Source organism: Nitrospira sp. M1 (genome assembly GCF_965152605.1).
In genome coordinates, this window is record NZ_OZ224217.1 from 2128185 (window position 1) to 2151498 (window position 23314).

Sequence of the window (23314 nt, forward strand, 5' to 3'; positions counted from 1 at the left end):
CGATACCGTTTACCATACCCGCACAATGAAGATATTTTCAGCTTAATCTCTTGGACTCTTCACAACGCTGGGAATGGTGGGTCCTGTATCTCCATTCCTAGTTGAGTATTCTCTCTCTACAACGCTCCCCTACTCTGTAATTCTCAAATTCTTACGTTTGCCTCACAGGTGCTCAAGTATCTACGTCATAGCTTGCCGAACCTGCTACCATAGTTGGAGGGAAACCTTGGAAAATAGTCTTATGAGTGAAGAGTTCGAAAGAAACGGAAGCAAGCTATTTGCTTAGGGACGGATCAATGGCTTGTTCAAACGTTGGACCCGCTAACGTTGGCTCATGTTCATGTGTGTGGCAACCAAGGCAATGACACAGGCGACGGTTCCAAAACCCTGCAAAGGCGATGAGAGACGCGCCTAATACATCAAGTGCAATCTCCCCAAAGCTACTCGGAACCATCCAGACATGCGCGGCAATAAGCAAGAAAAGACCGAGCCCCGTCATATAGGCCGGACGAATATCGCGATGTAAGGGATAGGTGGCTAAAAGACCAAATCCTGCGAGTACGCCAATGATGCCAACAAAAAACCATTCGGTTGTCTCGGCTAGAAACCCGCCCAAAAGCACGTCTAACCCACCCGATGAATGGGCTGCAATGACAGGAAGTGCCAACAGGGCTAATGGCGTGAGCGCACAATGAACTGCACACACCAACGAAGCGATTGATCCAGCTTTTGAAAGTTTGGGGCCGAGTGTTTTCATAGGATTATTGACATTTCGGGCAAAGACCACTGAATTCCAATGTATGTTCATTCACGATAAATTGCGTTTCTTTTTCAATAAACGCTGTCAGCTTTTTCAGCGGACATAATAGTAAATCTGCAATGTGACCACACGTTTGGCAACGAATGTGATGATGGTGTTCACGTCCATGACGAATCTCAAAACGGGCTTGACCTTCTTTGTGAAGCTCAATTTGAGCCACAACCCCAAGATCACGCAAAACCGTGAGTGTTCGATAGACCGTTACCAGATCGATCGAGACCTTATTCTTTTGCAACCGCTCATAGAGTTCAGAAGCACTGAGAGGATAGGTGGTTCGTTCAAGAACCCCTAAGACCGCACGACGAGTTCGAGTTAACCGATGGCCAGCCGCTCGTAAATCCTCATCAATACTTGACTTCATACGTCTCACCCCTCTAATTGCAAACCCCTTGCAATTATAAGCATTTCACCATAAAAGTCAAGCGCGTCAAATGTCCGTAAGCAGGTCAGACTCAGAGTAAGCCTGCATCGATAAATACTCTCATTTGACCACTACGAACTTGGAGGAAGCTACAGGAGTAAAGCAAGCGCAAAGGCATCAGGTAAAACAATGCACCACCAATTACAGCGAGTCCAAATGCGTTCTCATTGATCACAGATGACGAATCTTGCGTCATGACTCACGTCAAACATGAGGAAGTTATTTGAATCGACTATAAGCTGCGAGAGATTTGAAAGAAGGCAGGACATTTACGAAAATAATAGAGACGTGTCAGGATGGAAGAACGCGCATCACTACACAACGACGACTCTCGCGAGGAGCGACTAACACCGACAAGCAGCTCAGATGCTTTCCCCGGAAAGAGGCTTGACCCCACAGGCCTTTGCAACACCTTCACGATAGCGAAGCCACAGCCGTAACGATTTCTTTATCGCAACGAGAATCGCTTCTTGCCTGGATCGGGTTGTGGCATGCATCACCACCATATTATAGGCATCGTGTCGATGGCCGTTTTCAACCATTTGATGTGCTCGCGTTAAATCCATGTATTCAGGCGAGACCCCATGATGACAGACTAAGGGATGTCGCCGAACGATAGATTCAAGGCGTTTTTTCGTCATCGGTGTTGTCGCTGACCGAATTTCCTTTCGATCATTCTTACTCCCCTCAACAAAAATGGTCAGAACGGCTGCACCGACTATCCAGTCGCGATGAACAGAAACACGTTCGAGCCAAAGACGATACTGTCGGCTGGCAGGGAGTAAGGTGATGTTTGAAAACACTTTTGCGGGATACTGCAATCCCTTCATCATTTTGAGAAATAGTTCAGGGTGTGATCGTCCTAACGACAATCGACCCGTATCTTCTTCATAAATATTTTCTGCCAGCATACCGCGAACATCCGCTGGAGGGTTTTGCCCATACATACGGGCAAGGAATACTGGAAAGTCCCGTACATAAACCCCAAACTCTTGCTGATAATGTATTTTCAATTGAGTTTTGGCAATCGCAGGTCCAGAAAAAGTGGACCAAGCCCAATGATGCTTTTGATCCATGAGGCTTAACAATTGTGTACGGAATTGTGTGCGAGAGAAGGGTGTCTTCATTCAATAATCCTTGCCTACGAGTTTCACGCAATACAGCATTTCTAGATTCAAAAAACTCAAATCTTGAAGCCGTTGTCTACGTTTCGGAACTTTATACCATTTCTTAAGCGAGCGCGAATCTCACTATAGCCGTTCCAATTTACTTCCGTCTGTACGACGTGTGTTTTTGCGCTGTGTACATGATGTACATTCGGGTGGAAGTTATTTGGTTTCGCTATAGATGTTCAGTGAGGTTTAAATACTATATTCCTCGAGTCCAGCGCTCAATACAACATATTGAGAACGTCTTATTCTTTGACGAAAAATGCAGAAAGCTACAGGGGGGTTATCGAGGCGGATCGACGCGTAAGGAACTCTGTCGTGATGACTGCACAGAGGACGGAAAGGGTTTCGCCTTGGCGGATTTTGATGACCGTGGTTTGACTTTTTTCGCCAACGTTTTTTCAGGGCGAACGGTTTTGGATTCAATAGATTCAAGCTCTTTACCCAGATGCAAAAGCACTTGTTGTTGGGAAACGGCTAAGGCCTTCAATTCACTGATCTGTGTATTGACTCGAGTGAACTCATTGCGCTGGGCAGTGAGTTGATCGCGGAGCGCATGAACTTCCCACAGTAACTCGTCACGTTCTAATGTCGGAGCAGGTGACAACGGCTGTGGTTCGATGGTTGCTGGAACAACCCGAGACCGGACGGATGAACTCTCTCTCTTTCGTCTATAGACATTCCAAATGGCTTCGCTAATTTTATCGGAGCGCTCTCGAACCTGTTGCGCCGATCGGATTACAAGATTCACGCTTGCACTCATGCTATTTTTGAGATGACCGGATAGACCCATGACACAGGAAGCCACACCACCAAGCATGCTTCGACATCCACGTCCACACAGCGAAAGACTCGCATGAATCAAGCCCGCAAGTTGTGTGCCTGCTCCTCGAATTGCGTCAACAATTGTAGAAAAAAACTTCACGCCAAGAGAAGGCGCTTCATCGCCAACTTGAATTCTCAAAGGCTGAGAATTATCGTACGGCAATTTGGGTTTCGTGTTATCTCCGTCAGAAGGCAGAATATGGATGAGATTGAGTGGAGTTTCCGTTGTTTTCCAGCCCATTGAAATATTCCAATACTTGTTAGTGGCAATCGTTCTAAAATCTATGTTCTCAAAGTAACCGTGTTTGGCCTACGGCAAAATACATGTACAGTCTCAGCAACGATAGGTATTTTGCATACCCTTCTTATGTTTTTTACTCCGATTGCTTGCTAGAGTCAATGGTGAGGAATACGGTGGTTACGCCTGAAACCGGCCGCCAGCCATGTCCATGAGGACACAGCACGGAACTGATGGACAGGCCATTGGATAGGGCTCACATCGAGCACCACTCCAATATCTTGCATGTCATATCATGGTCATCCACCATATTTGCTATATATAAGAGAACTCATAAGACTTCATGTAAATTCATTAGTGCGTTATAATTGAGTATGTATAACTAAATGATATTATGTATAAATTTTATAGGTACATATTTCACCGATGTGGTGGAAGAGTGGAAGATCTGAGATTATCTATCAAAGCTAGCGCGGAGGACCACGTGGCGTGAGCCCGTGGGTGAAAGCGCTCCCCGCTGGAAGCGGGGCCTCCTTGCCATATGAAGGGGTTTGGATGACACTGGTGCATGGAGATTCGACTCAGTGCTCATGGTGCGTATCAGCATCAATACCATGTGGTGTGGATTCCGAAGTATCGGCGACGCATTTTGCGGGGAGTGATTAAGCTCTTTGTGGAGGAGCATATATCGAAAATCCAGCACTATCACCCTGATGTGGAGGTCAAACAATGGAGTGTGCAGGTTGACCACATTCATGTGGTGCTGGTGATTCCTCCGAAATATGCTGTCTCAAGTATTGTGGGCAAGATGAAAGCGAATGTGAGTCGGCAACTTCGACTTCGGTATCCCGAGCTGAAACGGACTTACTGGGGAGCCGTGTTGTGGTCCCCCGGGTTCTTCTCTTCGACCGTGGGGTTGAATGAGGCGGTGATCCGGCGGTACGTAGCTCATCAAGAGCAAGTAGATAAGGGGCACCTTCAGCTTGCATTTGAATTTTAAGTGCCACGCGGCGTAAGCCCGTGGGTATCTACTCAAAAACCTGTGAGGACTCAGACTCCCTATGCAGCGTCTTCATGAAACACTACGTCAACGGATCATGCAATTACTTCAAGACAGTCAGCGATCATCGCATGAACTGGCAATATTGATTGATCGCTCAGCGAGAGACGTGGAACATCACCTTGCACATGTGATGAGAAGTCTTGAGAGAAATCAACAGAACCAATTCACCATCTCTCCTGCGCGATGTCAGCATTGTGGATTCGTTTTTCGGGAACGGAAACGATTGACCTGTCCCAGTCGTTGTCCAACCTGCAAAGGCGAACACATCTCCCCTCCTCGATTCCGGGTTATCAGCAAAACTGCCGGTTGACAATTTTGAAAAGAACAGGTATTCGGACACACATTAATGAGCCTATCGTTCAATCAGGACTCGACCATGTTTTCTTTTGGTATGCGCAGTATAGTGTGTGGATTGTTTGTCACATTGTCGGCGTGCGTGTCTGTTCAACAGATCGAGACCTCCATCCACGAAAGCCCTCAGGGGCATGTGACGCTTAAGACCTTTTCCGATTCGTCCATTCAAGCTTCTCATCCATCATTCCTTGACGCTCCTCTTCTACACAAGGCACTTCAAGGACTTCACGTTCTGGAAGATAAAGCCTTATTGGCGACATTGGTCAGCGGTGAAGGACAGGAGTTGCCGGTTCTGACTGATCAAGAGCTACAGTTTCTTATCCCGTGGCTGAGTGAGGCGTTTGCTCAAGCGACACCTGAAGAATATGTCTGGTTTCAACTCACAAACACCAATGCCATGGTCCCACACGAGACGAGTGGGAGTCTGTATCTCTTTCAGAACCTGTTACGGGTAACATTACATACATTTCAAGCCGACCGTCGTCAAAACAAGCTATCATCAAAAGCCAGTTTCTCCCCGACACACATACGACATTGGACGTTGAAGTTTTCTCCAGCTACGGCCCAACAGCAGACCGACAACATTCAAGAAACGTATGCTGAAGATGTAATCGGCTCTGTTGCCATTGATGTCACGACTTTGTCAACCGCCAAACCACCATCAAAGGCTGACCCCAAAACCGTACAACCAACACAAAAAGAATTCAGTGGGCAAGACGCCGAGGTACAGGAGACTCAGGAATTGCGGAAAGAAATTGAGGAACTGCAAGAACAAGTCGACGAGCAGAATAGGACGCTCAAACAATTACACGATCGGTTCAAGCAACAGATGCAGTCAACAGAAGAGTGACAGGAGAGCATATCATTAAGAGTGCACGTGTTTAGGACTCCGACACTTCTTTATACACCATTGCCCCACACTCACAATCCCGAACAAGACCCCACCGACCACCACATCAGTTGGACCAGTCGGCCAATCAAGCTGGTACGACACGAGGAATCCTGAAAACGCCATCAGTATTCCAATTGTGGCAGCCACTATCGGCGCAACCCAAATTCCAATTTTGACTTGCATGGCAATCATCGGAGGAAGCAATAAAAATCCAAACGTCACCAACGGGCCAACGACGAGCACTCCCAATGAAATCGTGACTCCAACAATTCCATAGAGCACACAATCCCAGACCCACACGAGTTTCCCAAGCGAGATGGCTAAATCGCGATCGACGGAAACCAGTAGCAACTCTTTTCGAAAACACCACAAGAGTGTCATCATCACGCTAAAACAGACAGTCAACAACCCCAAGTCGGCATCGGAAATAGCAAGAATCTGACCGTTCAATACAGACAACGCACCAACTTCTGGAATCCTATCCGACGCCAGAAGCAAGACTGTCAGCGCACCGGCTAAGACATAGAGTACGCCAATGCGACCTTCGACCATGCCGTGACCATGGCGCTCTAACATGGCTAAGAGCAGTAATGTGCCAGTTGTCAAAATTGTTGAACCAAGGAGTGCTAGCCCGAAATCACTGTGAGGAATTTTCGGATGAAAGGTGGCGTGCCAAAAAATAGCCATGGCAATTCCAGCGGCAGAAAGCGTTGGTAAGGTCACACCGAGAAACACCATCCGACGAACATACATGAGTCCTCCGACTATGGGGAGGACCATTCCACAGAGAAGTCCACCATACAACGCGTTTCGTAAGACATAGGACGGATCGAAAATGAACAAAATGTCACTCAACACCCGTCTCCTCCCGACCCAGAGGCATTGTTAGTGTGTTGATTCATGAGCAACCAATTGCTGGCAGGTGAGCGTTTGCTGTTCGATGGTGAGCGCATCGCGAAGCACGCCATCGAGCGTTGGAAGGGCATGATCAGCCCAGATCAACGCCAGATTGACGTCTGCTTGCAGTTTGGTAAATAAGGCCAACATGGATTGAATGGATTGTTGGTCAAGGCTGGCCAGCGGTTCATCTAATAATAAAATATCCGGGTTGGATGCTAACGCTCGAGCAATCAAGAGTCGCTGTTGTTGTCCACCGGACAGCAAGGCATACGGCTCATTCCGACAATGCGTCATCTCGACTTCTCTCATGCTCCACTCCACACGGTCACGTTCATCCGAACCAAGTCCTTGCCAAGGACGAAGGGTGCCATAGGTTCCCATCTCAACAACCTCTTTCGCTTTCAACTGAAAGAGACCATTTAACATCGCTCGTTGAGGAATATACCCGACTCTCACTGCTTGGCCATTGGATGTTCGGTTGAGCGTAAGCTGTCCGTTTAAGATTGGAATAATGCCAGCTAAAGTTTTCAAAAAGGTGGTTTTCCCGGAACCATTGGACCCCAAGAGGGCCATGGAGGCCCCAGGGTATACCTTCAAGGAAACATCTCGAAGCACCACCTTTTCGGCGTACCCGATGCTGACATGGTCTAAGGACAATAGTTCTGACATAGCAGACATGAACCCTGTAACTATTGGACAGCTTGCACAGCGTGTAAGAGAGACTGGAGATTAAATTCGATTAAATCTTCATAGGTCTTCACGTCGGGACTGCCCCCCACCATGATCAAAAACTTTGCGACACGGGCTCCGGTTTGTTCTGCAATCCAATTGGGAAGCTGATCACTGAAATAGGGCTCTCTCAGGACAAGCTGAATCTTGTTTTCGTTCATAGTCTCCACTAATTTCACAAGATGACGTTGAGTGGGTTCGATGCCCGGTCGAATTTCAATGTGTCCGGCTTCCCTGAGTCCAAACCGCTCGGCAAAATAGATCGTGTCTTGATGATAGGAGATAAAGGATACGCCGTTAAGGGGCGCTGCACGTGTCATCCATTCTTGCAACTTGACGTCAATGGTCTGTTCAAATCGTTTCACATTCTTTTGAAAGAGAGGTTGGCCAGGGGGATAGATCTTCGCTAAGCCTTCGGCAATGGCTTGGGCCATCAACTTGGCATTCAACGGATCTAAATTATAGTGAGGATTCCCCTGTGGATGAAGATCTCCTTCACGTCGGGAAAGAACTTTCGGAACTTGCTTCGGCGTAATATGAATGGCGCTGTCAATATAGCCGGGGTTTCCAGGAAGGATGACCGGATTTTTTGCCACATCGATTAAAGCCGTCAACCATGCATGTTCGTGTTGTAACCCCATAACCACCAACACATCGGCCTGATTCAGTTTTGGCAGAAAACTTGGCTTGACCGGAACGCCATGAGGATCTTCCAAGCCTTTTGCCAGACTTTCTACTTGTACGAACTTCCCGCCAATCCTTGCCGTCAAATCGGCAAGGTCTGGAATCGATGTGACAACCTGAAGACGGCCACCGTCTTCAACCGGTGGCCGTCCTGCCATGCCAAGATTCAGAAGAATCAGGCACAGTATCAGAGTTATGTTCACAACGCGTCTACGTATACTCGCCATACCGACCCTAGTTTCTTTCCGTAAATCCATGCTGGTGACTTCCTATGACAACTTGCCATTGAAAAAGAACTTGGTTATTCGCAGCCAACGTATTGCCATAATTCGAATGATTGTATTGCAACACGAAACGTTGAAACTCGCTCGGATAAAAGGTGATATACGGTGAAAACGTCATGGCTTCCGTCCGTTTCCCTGAAGCATTCACCGTCGTTCCCGCCAATCCAGTAGATGGATTCGTGACGATGGCTGGTTCGCTCGGCAGCTGATGATAATCAAAGCGAAACCCCGGTCGCCATCGTTTACTATACCGGTATTCAAGATAGGTATACCCTCCCCAGGCGCCTCGAGAAACTGTGTTGCCGAACACATCGCGCCGCCCCTGACCATAATCATAGAGGATTTCTCCATGAAGCGCGAAGCTTTGCCGTACCCCACGTCCCAAGGGGTACCAGCGATAGTGAAAATCCAGATTCAACGTATGTCGATCAATTGGGTCGTCACTACTCACAGCCAGTAAGGCATCGCCCATGGCTTCCGGTACGCGCGACCGTGGAGTAAAAAGGCCTGAAAACCCAATTTCAATATTCTGGTCATCGGTGAGATCGAAGTAGGTTCGAATAGAACCAAACAGGACATTCCCATGAATGACCTGACGGCGAAGGCCGGCCAAGGGGCCTTCTCCGGGAAGGCCGAAATTAAAGCCATACCCGGTATTGATTTGCAGATAAAAAGGGACTGGGACTAACCAGGTCAACTCAATTCCATCGGTTCGATTGCCATTCCCAAAGATTTGTGCCAGTGAAGGCGGAACATCGATCTGCGGAAGATCATGGGCATGACGACGTCCAAGAAATCCCCAATCCGAAAAAAACCGACCACCCCGAACGGATACATTATACGGAAGACTTGTGGATTGAATCGCGGCTTCTTCAATCTCGAAAAACGCTTTTCCAAATTCTTCGCTACCACGAGCATTGATACCTTCGGCATGTCCCGAGGCAATCAAATACGCACGCGCAAAAGGATCGACTTCCGCTGACGCGAAGAGTTCGATCGTCCGCAAGGCGGAAGAAAAACTCGAAGGCAGTCGAGTGCCGACATCGGCACCGGCATCAGCTCCATCTCCCCCAACAAAGCGTTGACGACGTTGCGTATAGCCAAAAATGGTTTCAACCACGAGACCGATCGCAGGATTGAATCGATTCAACAATGATTGTCGTTCAAGTATAGCGGCTTCCCGTTGGTCGGAAGGTTGATCAAGTTCTAATGGAACATCCATCGGCATCCCACCGGCACGGGGTAGTAAGTCTTTGGGATCCGACGTGATGTTCGCACCAGGAAGACGCTCTTCGAGTGCGGAACGGCTCATTGAACTGGAGGGGGATGCGGCTTCTGGCTCAGAACCCGCAGTCTGATTCGCATCAGCATACAATATCATCTGGCTGGACTCCCCGGTTAATCGTCGAGCGTACAGAGGACTCTCTACTCCAGAATCTTCTTGATCGATTGTACTCCACATTGCGTTGCCTGACTCAGCGTTCGCCGTTTGCCACAGACCCACCTGAAAAAACGGACTCGCACAGAATATCACGAAGCATACATACATGAGTGTAGACACAGAGATCTGACGCATTCCTTCATCCTTTTCCATAATCGAAATCAATGTACTCGTCACATCAGCATGTTACACACGAACTCATCTCAAGAAAGTCTTGTGTACCTAGGCCGACATGTGTGGTTGGATTAAATGGACTTCAGGATGACGGGGGAGGACGAGGTGACTGACAAGAGGGCTGGAAAAATGACGGAATAACTGAATCATGGTCAACTGGTTCTTGGGTAATGTCGAGAGGGAGGGCGTCGGCTAATGGTCGCTCAAAGACGAATAACCCACTCGCATGCTGTTGCACCCATTGACAGACGTCAAAGTCAGAATGTTCATGGCCATCATGATCAACCTCGGCAAAGACGTGATGAATTTCGAGTGCACCGGAAAAGGGAAGGACACAGAAAACAATCAAGCCGACGAAGATCGAAATTTTTCGCAATATGGTGTGACGAAAGAATAGTGACCGCTGGTTCATAGCGCACAAAACCTAACAAAGCCCTTATCGCCTGTCAAGTTATTGCAAATGTCTTGCAAAAGTGGAAAGTGGCCATGGTCTCGAGTTTGAGAAAAATGTGATGTGAGGAATGATCAGAGAGGAGAGTTCACCGGAACTGCAGGAATCAAAACGACCCCATGACGCCACCCAGAATCTGTACCAATTGATAAATGGTCGGACCCAGCGTTGACAAAAAGATTCCCGGCAAGAAACACAAGACCAAGGGGAATACAAGCTTGACGGAAAGGCCTTGCGCATGATGCATCGCATTCTCCTGCCGCCGGTGTCGTAACTCATTGGCTTGACGACGCAGTGTGTGCGCCACGCTAGCCCCCAATTGTTCACTTTGGATGATGGCTGAAGTAAACAGAGAGATGGAAGGAACCGAGAGACGTTGTGCTAGTCGCCGAAAACACTGCAATCGAGAAATGCCCAACGAAACTTCTTGTTGAAACACACGAAACTCCTTAGTCAATGGACGGCCAGATGGGTGTGAATTCAAAATTTTGGCCAGTGCCGAATCAAAATTCATTCCAGTTTCTGCCAGCGTCGAGAGCAAATCAAGAAACAGTGGAAGATCCTGTTCTACAGCAATCACACGTTGCTGCCGTATGCCTCTCACGACAAAATACGGACTTCCCCCTATAAGACAAAAAACGATCCAGGGCATGGCAGAGACCACGACACCTAATCCCCACCCCAAACTGCCTGGCAATTTTGTGACGGATTGCGTGAACGTATCAACGATGTGAAAATAATACAACGTAAAGACACATGCCAGTGCCATCCAGGTCGACAAGGCCATGATGCTAAGAAACAGCAGTGGGGCAGCGGAATGACGAAACCCAGATAGGGCCAGCCATCGCCGAATCACACTTCGGCGCTCTCGAGGACCGATGAACGATTCCCCCTTGACCGACTCTGAAAACTCAAGAATCCGCTTTAAACTATGTTGACGACGGTACAAGGAAAGAATACCCAGGAAACAAATGATGGTACTCAGGAGCAGCGTCGGAATAAGAATGTATTGAATCATCGATTGGTCTTAAAACTTAATTTCATTCAATTTTGAAATCCACAGGATGCCGATCGTCTGCGCGATAATTGCCCCCGCTCCCAGATACGACCCGACGGTTGAGAGTAAAAACGTCTCCATGTTCTTCGGATTGACATGCCACATCATCAACGACAGCCCATAGGTAATGAGGAGGATGGCGAGGACGGACAGTTGTGACTCAACACTTTGCGTTCGAATTCGTTGCTCCAATTCGATTCGGCTTCGCACGATCGTACTGACATTCACGAGGGTTGTCGCGAGGCTTCCGCCACTCCACCACTGGACACTGAGCACTGAGGAAAATAATTGAAATGTTTCCAGCGGGATGTGTTTTCCCATCTGTTGAATCACGGTTGCGGGGTCGTCCCCTAAACGTATACGTCCCACCATATCTGTTAAATAATACTTCAAAGGATAAGCCGTCTCATGCATGGCCGCTTCCATGGCCTTTGGGACCGTCATGCCACTTTGAAGAAGACTAAGGAGCAGATCGATGACATCAGCTAATTGTAGTTCGATAGTATTTAATTGCCGTTGGGCAACGTGAGTCTCCAGTAGGTAACTCACCACCCCGGTCAGTAACGCCGCAGCAAGAGCAAACGGAAGCGGAACATCCCCCAGGAGCAATATCGCAAGCGCGGCACCACTCAAAAGCATCGGGACAAGACGATATCGTTGAGGAAATAGGCGGATTCGTCGTTGGAAGCTTCGCTCATGAATCGATGACAAAAACCCTTCCAGACGTCTGAGATATACCTGTCGAATGCGAATATCCCACCAGGCATAGCTTGCAACACATGCCAATCCGAGGAAGATCAGCAGAAGACTGAGTTCATACCACTGCATGATGATTCTTCAATTCAAAGAGTGAACGCGGCACAGTGATGCCTAATTCCTGAAAATCTGCCATCATCTTTGGAATGGTCCCATTGGAAGAAAAGTACCCCTGTTCCCCGGGTTGATTGACGTGAGAACGGTGATAGGAAAAAATCTCTTGCATGAGGATATTCGTACCGTCACGTCCAATAATTTCAGAAACGTGCTCAACGCGCCGCACGCCATCTTCATATCGACGCACATGAACGACCAAGTGAATGGCTGACACGATTTGCTCTCGAATGGCAAAAGACGGCAAATCTGAACCCGCCATCATGACCATTGTTTCTAAGCGAGAGAGCGCGTCAGGAGGTGAATTGGCATGAATGGTACTCATGCTGCCTTCATGCCCCGTATTTAACGCTTGCAACATGTCGACGGCCTCCTCCCCTCGAACTTCACCGACAATAATGCGGTCTGGCCGCATACGGAGGGTATTAATCAACAAATCCCGCGTCGTGATTTTCCCTCGCCCTTCAACATTCTCAGGTCGATTCTCAAGACGAACCACATGTTCTTGATCGAGGCCTAACTCTACCGTATCTTCGATCGTCACGATTCGTTCATACACGGGAATGGATTCGGCCATAGCACTCAATACCGTGGATTTTCCGGCTCCCGTACCACCCGATATGAGAATATTTCTTTTCGCGCGAACCGCCGCATCTAAAAAATCAGACATCTCGGCAGATAGCATTTCCGACATCAGTAGGTCGTGTTTACGTAATCGTTGTCGACCGAATCGTCGTATGGATAATGTTGGGCTATCGGTCGATACCGGCGGCAATGTCGCATTGACACGTGTACCATCTTTGAGGCGCAAGTCGGCCATGGGCCATGACGCATCAATGCGCCGCCCCATTTGAGCCGCGATTCGCTCAATCACTCGAGCTATATGCTCGCGATTTAAAAATTTGACGTCTGTCAACTCAATCCGACCGAATCGTTCAACATAGACGTGAGCGGGACTATTCACAAGAATATCTGTGACGGCAGGGTCTGTTAATAAGGGGGCGAGTGGCCCCAGGCCAATGGTTTCTTCCGTCAATTCGTCAGCAAGACTTCGACGTTCTTCTTCGTTAAGCGGAATGTGTTCTTGAGTCAGGATGCGCGCGGTAAACTCTCGAATGGCACGGGTCACCTCTGTACTACTCCCGGCATACAGGTTTTGTTCTCCGATCTCAAGCAACATGCGTTCTTGCAACATACTTTTTATGGTGATGTAGTCAGCCTGCGGACGCTGTAGGGCTCTTCGTTCTTTTTCCGTCAGATCACTGAGGAAATTGCTTACCGGAAGCTTGCGCGTGGTCCGTAATCGTGAGGCAATGCTAGCCGTAGATGATCGATTCAAGCGCTCTCGATAGAAATGCCGATTCTTCTTTGTCTTCTCGTCTTCTGGCTTATCCACGCCACCATCCTCCAACGAGTTCTCCAAGTTGCTGCCAACTTGATAACGAGTGAGTCGTGAGCCGCTGTCCATTCGTGGAACCTTGTAAGCCTTCAATCTCAGAACTCAGCATGGCCAAACTACGAGAAAATCCAGACGGCTTCGTTCGACCAAGGCTATACGGGACACCCGCATTGGCTGCCGCCAAGATTCCTTTTTGGTGTGGAAAGATACCATCGAAGCGACGCGTCAATCGTTCTTCAATATCTGCAGGACTCAGATTGCCGGTAAATGACTGATAGTTTTGATTCAACAACAGACGTTGCTTTTCTCTTGCAATGCCCAACCCTTCCAAGACTGGAAGAAATTTCGACGTCGCAATCACGTTGGGAGCCGTGCCTTGCATGACGATATACACGAGATCGGAGAGGTCTAGGACGGATAAGACCGTACTATCAAGAATGGGGAAGGTGTCGATGATGACATAGTCAAAGGTACGTCGAGCAAAATTCAAGATACGGTAGATTGATTCGTCATCGATTTCTGAGCCTTCCAGGGCATCGCTTGGAGCCGCTAAGACATGGAGTCCACATGTGTGACTGATCGTAAATTGACGAAGCAATGTTTCATCCAGTCGGTCTTTTTCTCGTACGGCATCGACCAATGAGGTTGTCGGAAGCATGTCAAGCATGACGGTACACACGCCAAGTTGAAGAGAGGCATCGATCAGGAGCACACGCCCAGGATGCCGTGTCGCAAGAAGACAGGCTGCATTGACGGCTAACGTGGACTTCCCGACGCCACCCTTATTACTCACAAAGGACACAACCTTCCCCGCAGCTGAGGGCTTGATCGTTCGTGGCGTATAGAGACGATCAAGGAGCTGCCGCAGCTCTGCACTCGAGAGCGGATGTCGCAGAAAGTCCTGAATCTTGGCACGCATGCCATCGATCACCACCGCACTTTCTGAACGTTCAGTCCCAAACTGATCTGGCCGATACATTGCGGCCACAGTGGTCTCTGGAAGCATCTGATGAATCTCGTGGGTAAACCGTTTTAAATCATCAAAGTCTCGCTCCATATCGACGCAAATTAAATTCGGCTGCCGACTCAGGGCCATTTCTTCCGCACGCCGATAATCGGAGGCATAAGAGGTGATGCAATGGCGATTACTCATCCCTTGCAAGGCAGCCTCAAATTCTTCCTGTAACCCCTCGTCTTCACCAACGATTAATATTTGTACATTCTGATCCATCGTAATGCCTCTTAGATGAGCGTTGGAGCTACAATAGCCCCTTTCAGTGTGCGATTGAGTGAAAAGACCTGGGACAATTCCTCCTGACTTAAGGCTGGCAATTGACCAGTTAATTGAGTCGAAGCATTCTGACTTCTAGTTGTGCTTACATGCTTGCGAATCGACAGATAAGGAGGTGTGCCATCGAGGTGAACATGACCGAATCCCACCACACGATTTCTGGTGCCGATTGTTGCCACGATGGGCATATACCCCTCAACACGAACCTGTGACATGTGAGGTGACTCCGACGCAGACACGGCCTGACCAATGTGCGTCAAGACTTGCGCAAACTGGCCAATTATTTTTCCTTGATACACGATTTCTCCAATGCTATTGATCGTCGCATCGACAGGTTCATATTCAGTCATGGTCTCCCATGCGTCTTTGGCCAAAACATAGGGTAGTGCTCCCACGAGAGAAAACGGAGCTGTATGCGATAACCCAACTTGCCTTGCTGGCAGCAATTGCGCTGTTGCTGAACTCGTCATCTCAATAGACGATGATGCTTGAGGAGAAGACGCCCTAATCATCAATGACTGCATGGGTAATCCTATGTCTTGTGAGAGTTGGATCCGTGTCACGCCAGGGCGAGGAAATGTCGTTTCGACTGTCTCCAGTGCATGGGGGCCCATAGCCATTTTGGTCATCTGTTCACCAGATTCTTGACGTTGATTGTCTGAATATGAGTCCAGCACCAAGAATTGCGCCGTTGCGTATAAACGCGCTTGTACCCACGTGGCATATCCCCGCTCAATTCCAATCATTCCAATATTCAGAATGCCCCAAGTCAGAATCGTAATGAAAAGAAATATCATAATGCTCTCGTTTTCATGATCTTTGGAATGCGTCTACCCAGACAGATGTATATGTCTATAGCCGTTCCAATATACTTCCGTCTGTACGACATGTGTTTTTGCGCTGTGTACATGATGTAAATCTGGTTGGAAGTTATTTTGTTTCGCTATAGTCCTCGTCTCAGCCGATTGTCATTGAAACACTTCACGTCGAAACACGGCTTGCGCAGAAAGGATGTGCGGGTATTCCTTGACACTTCCTGAGACAATGTGTGTAACGCCGGCCCGAGTTGGCCCATCCGTGACAGTCATACCTCCAGTTGACTTTTGCTTCTCTTGTAAAACACGTGCTAGCTCCTGCGATTGTTCTACGGATGAATTTGCAACGGAGTCTGGCAGGACTGCTTGAGGTTGCCAATTCATAAACATTGGCTGAAAGGGATAATTGACTCGTAAGGCAACTAATCCACCACGTGCTCCATCTGGAGATGATTGGAGGCTAAAGGCCCCTGACTGAGCATCATCCGGATTCCCTCTAATCTCTTCGAGTACAGATGTCCATGTGGTAGGTTCGTCATTCCGTGCTTCAGACGTCTCTGCCCTAGGCACGCCAATCGACCAGGATTGCGGATCAGTCTCTTTGCGCTCCTGGACGACCACTCCAGGAAAACGAAGAACTGTTCGTGTTTGGCCATCAAACATCATGTCTTCAACGATCATTAAGGGGCGAAGCATGCGATTGACAATGGGCAATCCGTCCAAGAATTTCTCCAGTCGGTGCGAGTCCTGAAATTGATCGATCTCAATAAGCAAGGCTGTTGGATCATAAATTCGATCTTTGACGTCAGGATGTTGAAGTGCCTGCTCAAATGTCATGGTCGGTGACAAGGGAACGAGTGCAAGCTCTCGTGCAGCTACCCTGACCGTCTCTTGGAGCAATTGGGACACGAAGACCATTCGTGCCACATCCACAATCAGGGCAATCAATAAGGACAGGGCAACGGCAATAAGAGAAAATTCGACTAAGACAGAACCCCGTTCCCCCCCGCCGCGCCCACATGCATTTCTATGTGCACTCACATTGATCCTTGATGATGAGAGCCTTTGTGAAGAAAAAATAATTTTCAGGCTGGATGCATCTGATGAAATATGTTTCAAGCTTTATGCCAGGGATGGCAATGGAGAATAGCGAGGAAGATTCAACGGTATTGGCTAATAATCAGAACAAAACGACACTGCCAGGCAAGAATTTCCACTAGCCTAGGCAAATTTTACGAGGATTCAGAGAAAGATCAGTGCGGTTTTCACGAATTACCAGTCAATGTGATTTGTGATTCGATGTCACCTGAAACACATTCGCACACATGCCAGATCGTAACAATCAAGCACAGGAAATATTCAGCCGAGGAGAAAAGGAAGGTTGAGCCGTCACAAGCATCAGGAAAACGGAACACGGATCATAATTGAGGTGATCCAATACAATATGAAAATTTTGAAGATTCCGTTAATCCGCTGGGCCATCATCTTTTCGATTCTTGTCTTCTCCCAGCATTTTGTCTTGAAACAATTGGGATGGGGACCTGATACGTTACAGAACCTGGATGTCGACACCATCTTTGCCGCTCTGTCTGTTTCCAAGAAACAGCCGACCCCGTTCATCAGTGATGTAGAAGGACAGGTCATCATCCCTCTTGAACAATATGGGTCAGGCTGGATCATCTCTGTTGAACTCAATGGGCTGTACACTGCCAAGTTGCTTGTTGATACCGGCGCCACCATCACCAGTCTGTCCGAAGACTTGGCCTTTGACATGGGACTGACTGCCGACCCACGCTACTCACGGATTTCAGCAGAAACGGCCAATGGGACAACAACCGCATGGCTCACTCAAGTCGAAACGATTCGATCGGGTGAGGCCGAACTCAAAAACTTGCAAGTAGCCATTTTAGATTTTTCGAATTTATCGAAAAGAAACGTTCATGGGCTCTTGGGGATGAATTTTTTGAATAATTTTGAGTGGCGGCTCGATCAGCAACATGAGGCGTTGATTCTTCAGCTCAAAACGTAAGGACGTTCTCATTGATTGAGCCATGGCCTCTCACTCTCTTTCCACCCTACCCCTAAGCCTCAGCTCCTTTGACTTTATCAGTGTGACGGCCTTCAGAATCTCTCATAAATGCCCTCACCAAGTCCTTCTATTCTTGACAATTCCCGAAGGCACTATGGTAATACTACGAATCCGCTATAGCCGTTCCAATATACTTCCGTCTGTATGACGTGTGTTTTTGCGCTGTGTGCATGATGTAAATTCGGCTGGAAGTAATTTGGTTTCGCTATAGCCCACTAAGCGAAATCCCCATATTGTGTTATTCTCGTTTGCGCGATCTCCAACCACTTGAAGGGGTATGCCACTCGGTGGCAGGCGAGCCTTGGAAGTGAGGCCGATAGTGGGGTATGATGGGCCACTGATCAAATAGCGGATTAATAGCAGGAAGTCATTTTTTGTTTATCCATCAGCAGCGATGATGACACACCATGAAATTTTTTGTATATGCAGACAATCTTAATCCTGTTCAGCTGAAACGAAGAGCTCCTGAGCACAAGTGGCTCTACCACGCATATCTGGAAGACCACACTATTCAATTCTCTCGATGGTCTTCTCAATGGCGTTGCGGGTTAGCGACGATCACGCCTTCTCAAGGAGAACGCGTGTGGGGATCCGTCTTTGATATCACGGAAGAAGACCTGAAAGAATTAGACAAATTCGAAGGCGATCTTCCTGAAGGGGCCTTTCGACATTTAGAAGTCACCATCGTCAAAGAGGACGAGCAGAAAGAATTGGTCGTGACCCATTTCGCACAGGCCATTGGGAAATTTAAGGCTAAAGACCATTATTTAGATTGGATCATAGCTGGCGTTCGTCATTGGAAACTTCCAGATGAATGCCTTGAAATGTGGCAACTCTTTCGCCCTCGCTAACAATGCAGAGTGATATGAGTTCTCTGTCACTCATCATCCATTAGAACTGTAATCCATCACGTGCTTGCAGTTTACGTTTTCCCAAAAAGGAGAATCCCGTATGCCAAAACCGAAATATCATATCTTAGTCTGTACAAACTCTCGTCCCCCAGGCCACCCGAAACCATCGTGTGGTGCCGCTGGCTCTCAAAATCTTCTCATGGCGTTAAACATGGGGCTCATCGAACGAGGCGTTCAACCTGGTGAGGTTCTGGTGACAGGATCAACATGTCTTGGACCATGTGAACAGGGCCCAACTGTGGTCGTCTATCCTGATGGAACGTGGTATTCGCAAGTCAAAGATACCGATGTGCCGAAAATCCTTGATGAACACATTAAAGGTGGAAAGCCTGTGGCGGAGTTAAAACCAGACGCCGTCTGGGGGTAAGCTTTTCCGCACTGCCATGGCAGATCACTCTCACACAGACAGTTCAGCGACGCACAGCCACACTGAGAACCCGTCTCATATTGCACACAAGGATACGGGGCCTCAGGAGGTCGGCTGTATGGTCATTACCTGTAGCGATACCCGTACCCCAGAAACGGATACGAGTGGCCAACTCATCCAGCAATTACTCAATCAACGTCACCATCGCGTCAGTTCATATACCATTATCAAAGATGAACCAACAGAAATTAGCCGCGTATTACAAGAAGCCGCTTCAAATGATTCGATAGAAACCATCATCATTAACGGCGGCACTGGCATCTCACGCCGCGATGCGACCTATGAAGCCATTGACGCCTTGCTGGAAAAACGACTTGACGGATTCGGGGAAATTTTTCGCTATTTAAGCTACAAAGAAATAGGCTCGCCCGCCATGCTGAGTCGCGCGACGGCTGGCCTGTATCGCGGGAAGGTTATTTTTTCTGTTCCGGGGTCTCGAGCTGCCGTTCAACTCGCGATGGAAGAATTGATCCTTCCAGAAATGGGGCACATCGTCGGCGAAATGCGGAAGTAGTCATAGGGGAAAATTCCGTAATTTTCCGTGATATATTTCAAAGGGTCATCTTCCCTTCTGCGACCATCACCACCTGCCCTCCGACTTTCACTTCTTGAATGATATCATCATCAGAAAAGACTTGAATGATGATACGTGAAGGTCGGTCGATTTCATATCCTTGCTCGGCAATAATTTCTGTCGTTGGGCCGACTTCCACTGCACCGTTTTTCACAAGATACGCCCCGAGCGCCCCACTGGCACTTCCCGTTGCCGGATCTTCATCAATCCCTATGGGTGAAGCAAACATTCGTGTATGGACGGTCGATGAGTCTTCGACCGTCATCGTACTGTACGCCATGATGCCGTTCGCGCCAAAGCGTTCACAAATCTCAACAATGGCCTTATGATCAGGAACGATCGATTTGACAGCCGTTAACGAACGGAGCGGAACAATGAGAACCGGCAAGCCTGTCGACACAACTTCGAGTGGAAACTGGCTGTGATTTCGTAAGGCATTCTTGAGCCCGAGTGCTTGAGCAATATCAATCTGGTCTTCTGTCTTATCTATCAATTCAATAAATTGTGGAACAGGCTGTGACATCACAACTCGATCAATTGTTCCCTTCAGAACATAGAGCTCGGCAGGAAAAACACCAATATTGCACTCGTAATGAATGTGTGTGATCGGCTCTTGAATGGCAATCTCTCGTCGAGTCCCCAAGACGAAACAGGTTCCCAGCACGGGATGTCCGGCAAATGGGATTTCATGCGTTGGGGTAAAAATACGAAGTTTGAAGTCTGCGCCGGCTTGAGTCGGAGGCTGCACGAACACCGTTTCCGAGAGATTCATTTCTCTGGCGATTTGTTGAAATTCTCTATTCGATAAATCGGGAGCATGGGGAAACACTGCAACGGGGTTCCCCCCGAAAGCCACGTCAGTAAACACATCAGCTTGATAGAATGGAAGGTAGCGGGTAGTTTCGTCCATCTTGGACCAAGAGGAATTGAGCGTTCTAATTCCTCTATCTCTAAATTAAGGAGATGTCATTCCAAAAGTTGAAATGACATCATACAGGATTAGACGAATGGCAGCAAAGGGTTCCATACCGTGATTACGGTAAAGGAAAGGAATAGTGACCGACTCATAGAAGAATGCTGACTAGTGTAATTGACAGACTGCAAATGAGTTTGAGAGGATTTCCTCGAGAATATGCTGTATATTCTGCTGAAAGTTTTGCGATTTCGCTGTAATTGAAACGACTATAGTCGATGGATACTTCACCCCTTCAAGATGCCTTAACGCTTTTTGAACTTCCCGAGACGGTAACTCTTGCTGCCGTCAATGAACGCTACCGTAAACTGCTATACACCTGGCATCCGAATCGCTATGCGAGTCTCACGAATAACCCGAGGAAGTACATGGAAATGTATAAGAAAGGAGAAAACAAAACGAAGGAAATTCACTCGGCCTATCACGTTCTCCTTGAATGGCTACGCAGCACGCAACCACCAGCGTGAGGAACTGCAGCAACCTTACGGCGTTGCATGACTGACAACCCGGCTCATCCCTGCGTCCCCATCTTTTTCTGCTGACTCAGCTTTTGCCATCGGCCACGTGATAAGACCCTGTACACCGTCAGTTCGTTGCGTCTCTCGTCCAGCTTGCGTGGCATATATCTGGGGAAGGTAGTTGGACCCATATTTTGAAATATACAGGAAGACATGTTCTCTGGCGTTGACTCGAACGGCCCAGGGTTCGAAGTCGTTTTGATAAAATTCTTCACAAAGCTGCATGGCATCTAAACAGCTAATGCCTGTCGAGTCATTCAACGTGTAGTAATAATCCAATGGAATGTCATACTCATCTTGTTTGTGGATTGTGATCCCGAACTTTTCAGGATTCCGTACCATGGGGGTATGTCGATACGCGACAAAATAGAACAGTTCCGTTGAATGAATATATCGTTTGTTGTCAATTAAAAATTGTCGTGTATCTTCGGCTTCATCTCGAGTCTCGCCAGGAAACCCATAAAATGCCATGACATGATTCCAAATTCCAGCTTTGGCCGCTTCTCGTAAGTTATTTTCAATGACACTTTTTTTCGCATGCTTATCCATGAGTTCGAGTACTCGCTCGTTGGCGGACTCCATTCCATAGTAGAGCGTACAACACCCGGCCTTGACCGCCTGATTCCAAATCTCAGGCTCTTGAAGCGATTCTTCGAACCGAATCAACGTGGTCCATTTAATCCCCACATCTTGCTCAACGAGCAACTGGACAACTTTCTTAAAGAGCGCAGGAGGGTATGATTCGTCGGCAAACAAGAAGTGCTTTGCCTGGTATTTTTCTTTGAGCGCGGCAACCTCACGAACGACGTCAGTAGCCGGTTTCCCACGATATTGGTCAAAATAGCCCTGACCATGATCACAAAAGGTACATCGACCCCAGTAACATCCACGCGTTGCAAGATACGGAAGAATACGCTCCGGCACAAAATAGGCATCTAACGGTAACCCATCAAAATCCGGCAATGGCAGGGCGGTAGTCTTTTCGGTATAGACTTCCTCACTGACTTGGACGCCCTTCTGGCCTCGAAACATTAAATTTGGAACCGCACTCCAGTCTCGATCTCCCGCCAAGGCTTCCAGTAGCCAGAGCAGTGCATGTTCGCCTTCATACATAATCGCCGAATCAAAAAGATCCGTGAAAAATTCTTCCTTTTGGGAAATCTCTTCTTGTAACCGCGTAATCACATTTCCGCCAACGGTGACATGAATATGAGGAAATGCGGCTTTGATCATTTTGCAAAACGTTAATCCAGCCATCAGCTGCATTTGCGTTCCAATCGAGACTCCTACCACATCCGGAGCCTCTTTGCTGACAGTGGGAAGGACCAACTGTTGGCACACATCTCGATAGACATTCACTTGTTCATCTTCTAAACAGGCAAACACTTCTTTGGAAACGCCCGGGCGATAGCCTAAATTACTTTCCATCGGATAAAAGACCAGCGATGCGGGATAGTAGGCAGCCGAGATAAAATGCATCACCTCTCGAAAGACATTGAGCGCCGACTCGAGCTTTCCAGCATCATAAAATTCCTCACCACGCGTGACCGCCTTTGCCCATTCGGCACGACTTGCCAATTCCATGACATCGACTTCAGCCTTTGCTCTGAGACATGCGAGTTGCGCGGTTTCTTGCTCAGTCAATTCACGTCCCGACTGCTCGATGTTTTCAAGTGTTTTTCGTTGCTGATCCATCCGTATTTTCAGCCAAATAAGAAAGGTATCAGTGAAAAACCAATCATACATTTCAATATTGACATCTTTTTGAATGACATGGTGGCCATGCTCTCGCAGCACGGCCGTGAGGCTCGGTAAAGCCAAATAGGGTGCTGTTGGGACCCATTCCGGAGGAAAGAGCAACAGGGTCTTCATTGTTTTTCGAGGTGTGGAGGAAAGAGAAGCTGTATCGACTTGAATTAAACTTGATGACATGTCGAAATCCTGA

At 48.0% G+C, this 23314-nt stretch carries 25 protein-coding genes; 8 read left to right on the top strand and 17 right to left on the bottom strand.

Annotation, left to right across the window (positions count from 1 at the left end):
- Positions 1-274: 274 nt before the first annotated feature.
- From ACWHX8_RS09675 to ACWHX8_RS09690, 4 genes are all read right to left on the bottom strand, one after another.
- The gene (locus ACWHX8_RS09675; RefSeq protein WP_447971740.1) at positions 275-757 is read right to left on the bottom strand and encodes a MerC domain-containing protein; all 483 of its coding nucleotides are present in this window, start codon (positions 755-757) and stop codon (positions 275-277) included.
- A gap of 4 nt (positions 758-761) precedes the next feature.
- Positions 762-1181 carry a Fur family transcriptional regulator gene (locus ACWHX8_RS09680; RefSeq protein ID WP_447971741.1) on the bottom strand — a complete coding sequence of 140 codons (420 nt, stop codon included), beginning with the start codon at positions 1179-1181 and terminating at the stop codon, positions 762-764.
- A 422-nt stretch (positions 1182-1603) separates the two neighbouring features.
- The gene (locus tag ACWHX8_RS09685) at positions 1604-2368 is read right to left on the bottom strand and encodes an iron-containing redox enzyme family protein (RefSeq protein WP_447971742.1); all 765 of its coding nucleotides are present in this window, start codon (positions 2366-2368) and stop codon (positions 1604-1606) included.
- 325 nt (positions 2369-2693) lie between these two features.
- On the bottom strand, positions 2694-3476 hold the full coding sequence (locus tag ACWHX8_RS09690; protein WP_447971743.1) for a hypothetical protein: 783 nt from the start codon (positions 3474-3476) through the stop codon (positions 2694-2696).
- A 565-nt stretch (positions 3477-4041) separates the two neighbouring features.
- On the opposite strand from ACWHX8_RS09690, the gene tnpA reads away from it, so the two are divergent.
- The 3 genes from tnpA (at position 4042) to ACWHX8_RS09705 (ending at position 5740) form a co-directional block, all read left to right on the top strand.
- Complete coding sequence (gene tnpA, locus ACWHX8_RS09695; RefSeq protein WP_447968894.1) at positions 4042-4473, top strand: IS200/IS605 family transposase; 432 nt, start codon at positions 4042-4044, stop codon at positions 4471-4473.
- 61 nt (positions 4474-4534) lie between these two features.
- Entirely contained in the window at positions 4535-4846 is a 312-nt protein-coding gene (locus tag ACWHX8_RS09700; RefSeq protein ID WP_447971744.1) for a transcriptional regulator, read from the top strand.
- A 66-nt stretch (positions 4847-4912) separates the two neighbouring features.
- Complete coding sequence (locus ACWHX8_RS09705; RefSeq protein WP_447971745.1) at positions 4913-5740, top strand: hypothetical protein; 828 nt, start codon at positions 4913-4915, stop codon at positions 5738-5740.
- A 15-nt stretch (positions 5741-5755) separates the two neighbouring features.
- Here the strand turns inward: ACWHX8_RS09705 and ACWHX8_RS09710 are convergent, their stop codons facing one another.
- The 11 genes from ACWHX8_RS09710 to ACWHX8_RS09760 all read right to left on the bottom strand — a co-directional run bounded on the left by ACWHX8_RS09710 (position 5756) and on the right by ACWHX8_RS09760 (position 16918).
- Positions 5756-6637, bottom strand: a complete 882-nt coding sequence (locus tag ACWHX8_RS09710; RefSeq protein WP_447971746.1) for a metal ABC transporter permease — start codon at positions 6635-6637, stop codon at positions 5756-5758.
- A 30-nt stretch (positions 6638-6667) separates the two neighbouring features.
- Positions 6668-7351 (bottom strand): metal ABC transporter ATP-binding protein, encoded by a 684-nt coding sequence (locus tag ACWHX8_RS09715; RefSeq protein ID WP_447971747.1) that lies wholly within the window; start codon positions 7349-7351, stop codon positions 6668-6670.
- Positions 7352-7371: 20 nt separating this feature from the next.
- A complete protein-coding gene (locus ACWHX8_RS09720; RefSeq protein WP_447971748.1) occupies positions 7372-8253 on the bottom strand; it encodes a metal ABC transporter substrate-binding protein in 882 nt (293 codons plus the stop codon).
- Between the two features lie 76 nt (positions 8254-8329).
- Positions 8330-9955: a hypothetical protein gene (locus ACWHX8_RS09725; RefSeq protein WP_447971749.1), complete on the bottom strand. Its 1626-nt coding sequence runs from the start codon at positions 9953-9955 to the stop codon at positions 8330-8332.
- 121 nt (positions 9956-10076) lie between these two features.
- Positions 10077-10406 carry a hypothetical protein gene (locus ACWHX8_RS09730; RefSeq protein WP_447971750.1) on the bottom strand — a complete coding sequence of 110 codons (330 nt, stop codon included), beginning with the start codon at positions 10404-10406 and terminating at the stop codon, positions 10077-10079.
- Positions 10407-10551: 145 nt separating this feature from the next.
- A complete protein-coding gene (locus ACWHX8_RS09735) occupies positions 10552-11463 on the bottom strand; it encodes a type II secretion system F family protein (protein ID WP_447971751.1) in 912 nt (303 codons plus the stop codon).
- Positions 11464-11472: 9 nt separating this feature from the next.
- Complete coding sequence (locus ACWHX8_RS09740; protein WP_447971752.1) at positions 11473-12330, bottom strand: type II secretion system F family protein; 858 nt, start codon at positions 12328-12330, stop codon at positions 11473-11475.
- A complete protein-coding gene (locus ACWHX8_RS09745) occupies positions 12317-13840 on the bottom strand; it encodes a CpaF family protein (RefSeq protein ID WP_447971753.1) in 1524 nt (507 codons plus the stop codon). Before ACWHX8_RS09745 ends, ACWHX8_RS09740 begins: the two co-directional genes overlap by 14 nt.
- Positions 13761-15002 carry an AAA family ATPase gene (locus ACWHX8_RS09750; protein ID WP_447971754.1) on the bottom strand — a complete coding sequence of 414 codons (1242 nt, stop codon included), beginning with the start codon at positions 15000-15002 and terminating at the stop codon, positions 13761-13763. Before ACWHX8_RS09750 ends, ACWHX8_RS09745 begins: the two co-directional genes overlap by 80 nt.
- Positions 15003-15013: 11 nt before the next feature.
- Positions 15014-15859, bottom strand: coding sequence for a hypothetical protein (locus ACWHX8_RS09755; RefSeq protein ID WP_447971755.1), 846 nt, complete (start codon positions 15857-15859; stop codon positions 15014-15016).
- Positions 15860-16030: 171 nt separating this feature from the next.
- Positions 16031-16918, bottom strand: coding sequence for a TadE/TadG family type IV pilus assembly protein (locus ACWHX8_RS09760; RefSeq protein WP_447971756.1), 888 nt, complete (start codon positions 16916-16918; stop codon positions 16031-16033).
- A gap of 403 nt (positions 16919-17321) precedes the next feature.
- Here ACWHX8_RS09760 and ACWHX8_RS09765 point away from each other — a divergent pair, with 403 nt between their 5' ends.
- The 4 genes from ACWHX8_RS09765 (at position 17322) to ACWHX8_RS09780 (ending at position 19818) form a co-directional block, all read left to right on the top strand.
- Complete coding sequence (locus ACWHX8_RS09765; protein ID WP_447971757.1) at positions 17322-17906, top strand: retropepsin-like aspartic protease family protein; 585 nt, start codon at positions 17322-17324, stop codon at positions 17904-17906.
- Between the two features lie 467 nt (positions 17907-18373).
- Positions 18374-18817, top strand: a complete 444-nt coding sequence (locus tag ACWHX8_RS09770) for a gamma-glutamylcyclotransferase family protein (protein ID WP_447971758.1) — start codon at positions 18374-18376, stop codon at positions 18815-18817.
- A gap of 100 nt (positions 18818-18917) precedes the next feature.
- The gene (locus ACWHX8_RS09775; RefSeq protein WP_447971759.1) at positions 18918-19244 is read left to right on the top strand and encodes a (2Fe-2S) ferredoxin domain-containing protein; all 327 of its coding nucleotides are present in this window, start codon (positions 18918-18920) and stop codon (positions 19242-19244) included.
- 118 nt (positions 19245-19362) lie between these two features.
- Positions 19363-19818 carry a MogA/MoaB family molybdenum cofactor biosynthesis protein gene (locus ACWHX8_RS09780; RefSeq protein WP_447971760.1) on the top strand — a complete coding sequence of 152 codons (456 nt, stop codon included), beginning with the start codon at positions 19363-19365 and terminating at the stop codon, positions 19816-19818.
- A gap of 37 nt (positions 19819-19855) precedes the next feature.
- Here the strand turns inward: ACWHX8_RS09780 and ACWHX8_RS09785 are convergent, their stop codons facing one another.
- On the bottom strand, positions 19856-20788 hold the full coding sequence (locus tag ACWHX8_RS09785) for a PhzF family phenazine biosynthesis protein (protein ID WP_447971761.1): 933 nt from the start codon (positions 20786-20788) through the stop codon (positions 19856-19858).
- A gap of 281 nt (positions 20789-21069) precedes the next feature.
- Between ACWHX8_RS09785 and ACWHX8_RS09790 the strand changes: the two genes are divergently transcribed.
- A complete protein-coding gene (locus tag ACWHX8_RS09790; RefSeq protein WP_447971762.1) occupies positions 21070-21318 on the top strand; it encodes a J domain-containing protein in 249 nt (82 codons plus the stop codon).
- A 15-nt stretch (positions 21319-21333) separates the two neighbouring features.
- Here ACWHX8_RS09790 and ACWHX8_RS09795 read toward each other — a convergent pair whose 3' ends face one another.
- Positions 21334-23301 carry a B12-binding domain-containing radical SAM protein gene (locus ACWHX8_RS09795; RefSeq protein WP_447971763.1) on the bottom strand — a complete coding sequence of 656 codons (1968 nt, stop codon included), beginning with the start codon at positions 23299-23301 and terminating at the stop codon, positions 21334-21336.
- Positions 23302-23314: the final 13 nt, after the last annotated feature.

Bases quoted from the DNA above. Each gene is read 5' to 3' on its own strand.
- ACWHX8_RS09785 (WP_447971761.1), bottom strand. From the start codon at position 20,788: ATGGACGAAACTACCCGCTACCTTCCATTCTATCAAGCTGATGTGTTT.
- tnpA (WP_447968894.1), top strand. From the start codon at position 4,042: ATGGAGATTCGACTCAGTGCTCATGGTGCGTATCAGCATCAATACCAT.
- ACWHX8_RS09745 (WP_447971753.1), bottom strand. From the start codon at position 13,840: ATGGACAGCGGCTCACGACTCACTCGTTATCAAGTTGGCAGCAACTTG.
- ACWHX8_RS09750 (WP_447971754.1), bottom strand. From the start codon at position 15,002: ATGGATCAGAATGTACAAATATTAATCGTTGGTGAAGACGAGGGGTTA.
- ACWHX8_RS09685 (WP_447971742.1), bottom strand. From the start codon at position 2,368: ATGAAGACACCCTTCTCTCGCACACAATTCCGTACACAATTGTTAAGC.
- ACWHX8_RS09675 (WP_447971740.1), bottom strand. From the start codon at position 757: ATGAAAACACTCGGCCCCAAACTTTCAAAAGCTGGATCAATCGCTTCG.
- ACWHX8_RS09730 (WP_447971750.1), bottom strand. From the start codon at position 10,406: ATGAACCAGCGGTCACTATTCTTTCGTCACACCATATTGCGAAAAATT.
- ACWHX8_RS09755 (WP_447971755.1), bottom strand. From the start codon at position 15,859: ATGATATTTCTTTTCATTACGATTCTGACTTGGGGCATTCTGAATATT.
- ACWHX8_RS09690 (WP_447971743.1), bottom strand. From the start codon at position 3,476: ATGGGCTGGAAAACAACGGAAACTCCACTCAATCTCATCCATATTCTG.
- ACWHX8_RS09770 (WP_447971758.1), top strand. From the start codon at position 18,374: ATGAAATTTTTTGTATATGCAGACAATCTTAATCCTGTTCAGCTGAAA.
- ACWHX8_RS09795 (WP_447971763.1), bottom strand. From the start codon at position 23,301: ATGTCATCAAGTTTAATTCAAGTCGATACAGCTTCTCTTTCCTCCACA.
- ACWHX8_RS09715 (WP_447971747.1), bottom strand. From the start codon at position 7,351: ATGTCAGAACTATTGTCCTTAGACCATGTCAGCATCGGGTACGCCGAA.
- ACWHX8_RS09740 (WP_447971752.1), bottom strand. From the start codon at position 12,330: ATGCAGTGGTATGAACTCAGTCTTCTGCTGATCTTCCTCGGATTGGCA.
- ACWHX8_RS09775 (WP_447971759.1), top strand. From the start codon at position 18,918: ATGCCAAAACCGAAATATCATATCTTAGTCTGTACAAACTCTCGTCCC.
- ACWHX8_RS09700 (WP_447971744.1), top strand. From the start codon at position 4,535: ATGCAGCGTCTTCATGAAACACTACGTCAACGGATCATGCAATTACTT.
- ACWHX8_RS09720 (WP_447971748.1), bottom strand. From the start codon at position 8,253: ATGGCAGGACGGCCACCGGTTGAAGACGGTGGCCGTCTTCAGGTTGTC.
- ACWHX8_RS09680 (WP_447971741.1), bottom strand. From the start codon at position 1,181: ATGAAGTCAAGTATTGATGAGGATTTACGAGCGGCTGGCCATCGGTTA.
- ACWHX8_RS09790 (WP_447971762.1), top strand. From the start codon at position 21,070: ATGGATACTTCACCCCTTCAAGATGCCTTAACGCTTTTTGAACTTCCC.
- ACWHX8_RS09780 (WP_447971760.1), top strand. From the start codon at position 19,363: ATGGTCATTACCTGTAGCGATACCCGTACCCCAGAAACGGATACGAGT.
- ACWHX8_RS09725 (WP_447971749.1), bottom strand. From the start codon at position 9,955: ATGCGTCAGATCTCTGTGTCTACACTCATGTATGTATGCTTCGTGATA.
- ACWHX8_RS09735 (WP_447971751.1), bottom strand. From the start codon at position 11,463: ATGATTCAATACATTCTTATTCCGACGCTGCTCCTGAGTACCATCATT.
- ACWHX8_RS09765 (WP_447971757.1), top strand. From the start codon at position 17,322: ATGAAAATTTTGAAGATTCCGTTAATCCGCTGGGCCATCATCTTTTCG.
- ACWHX8_RS09705 (WP_447971745.1), top strand. From the start codon at position 4,913: ATGTTTTCTTTTGGTATGCGCAGTATAGTGTGTGGATTGTTTGTCACA.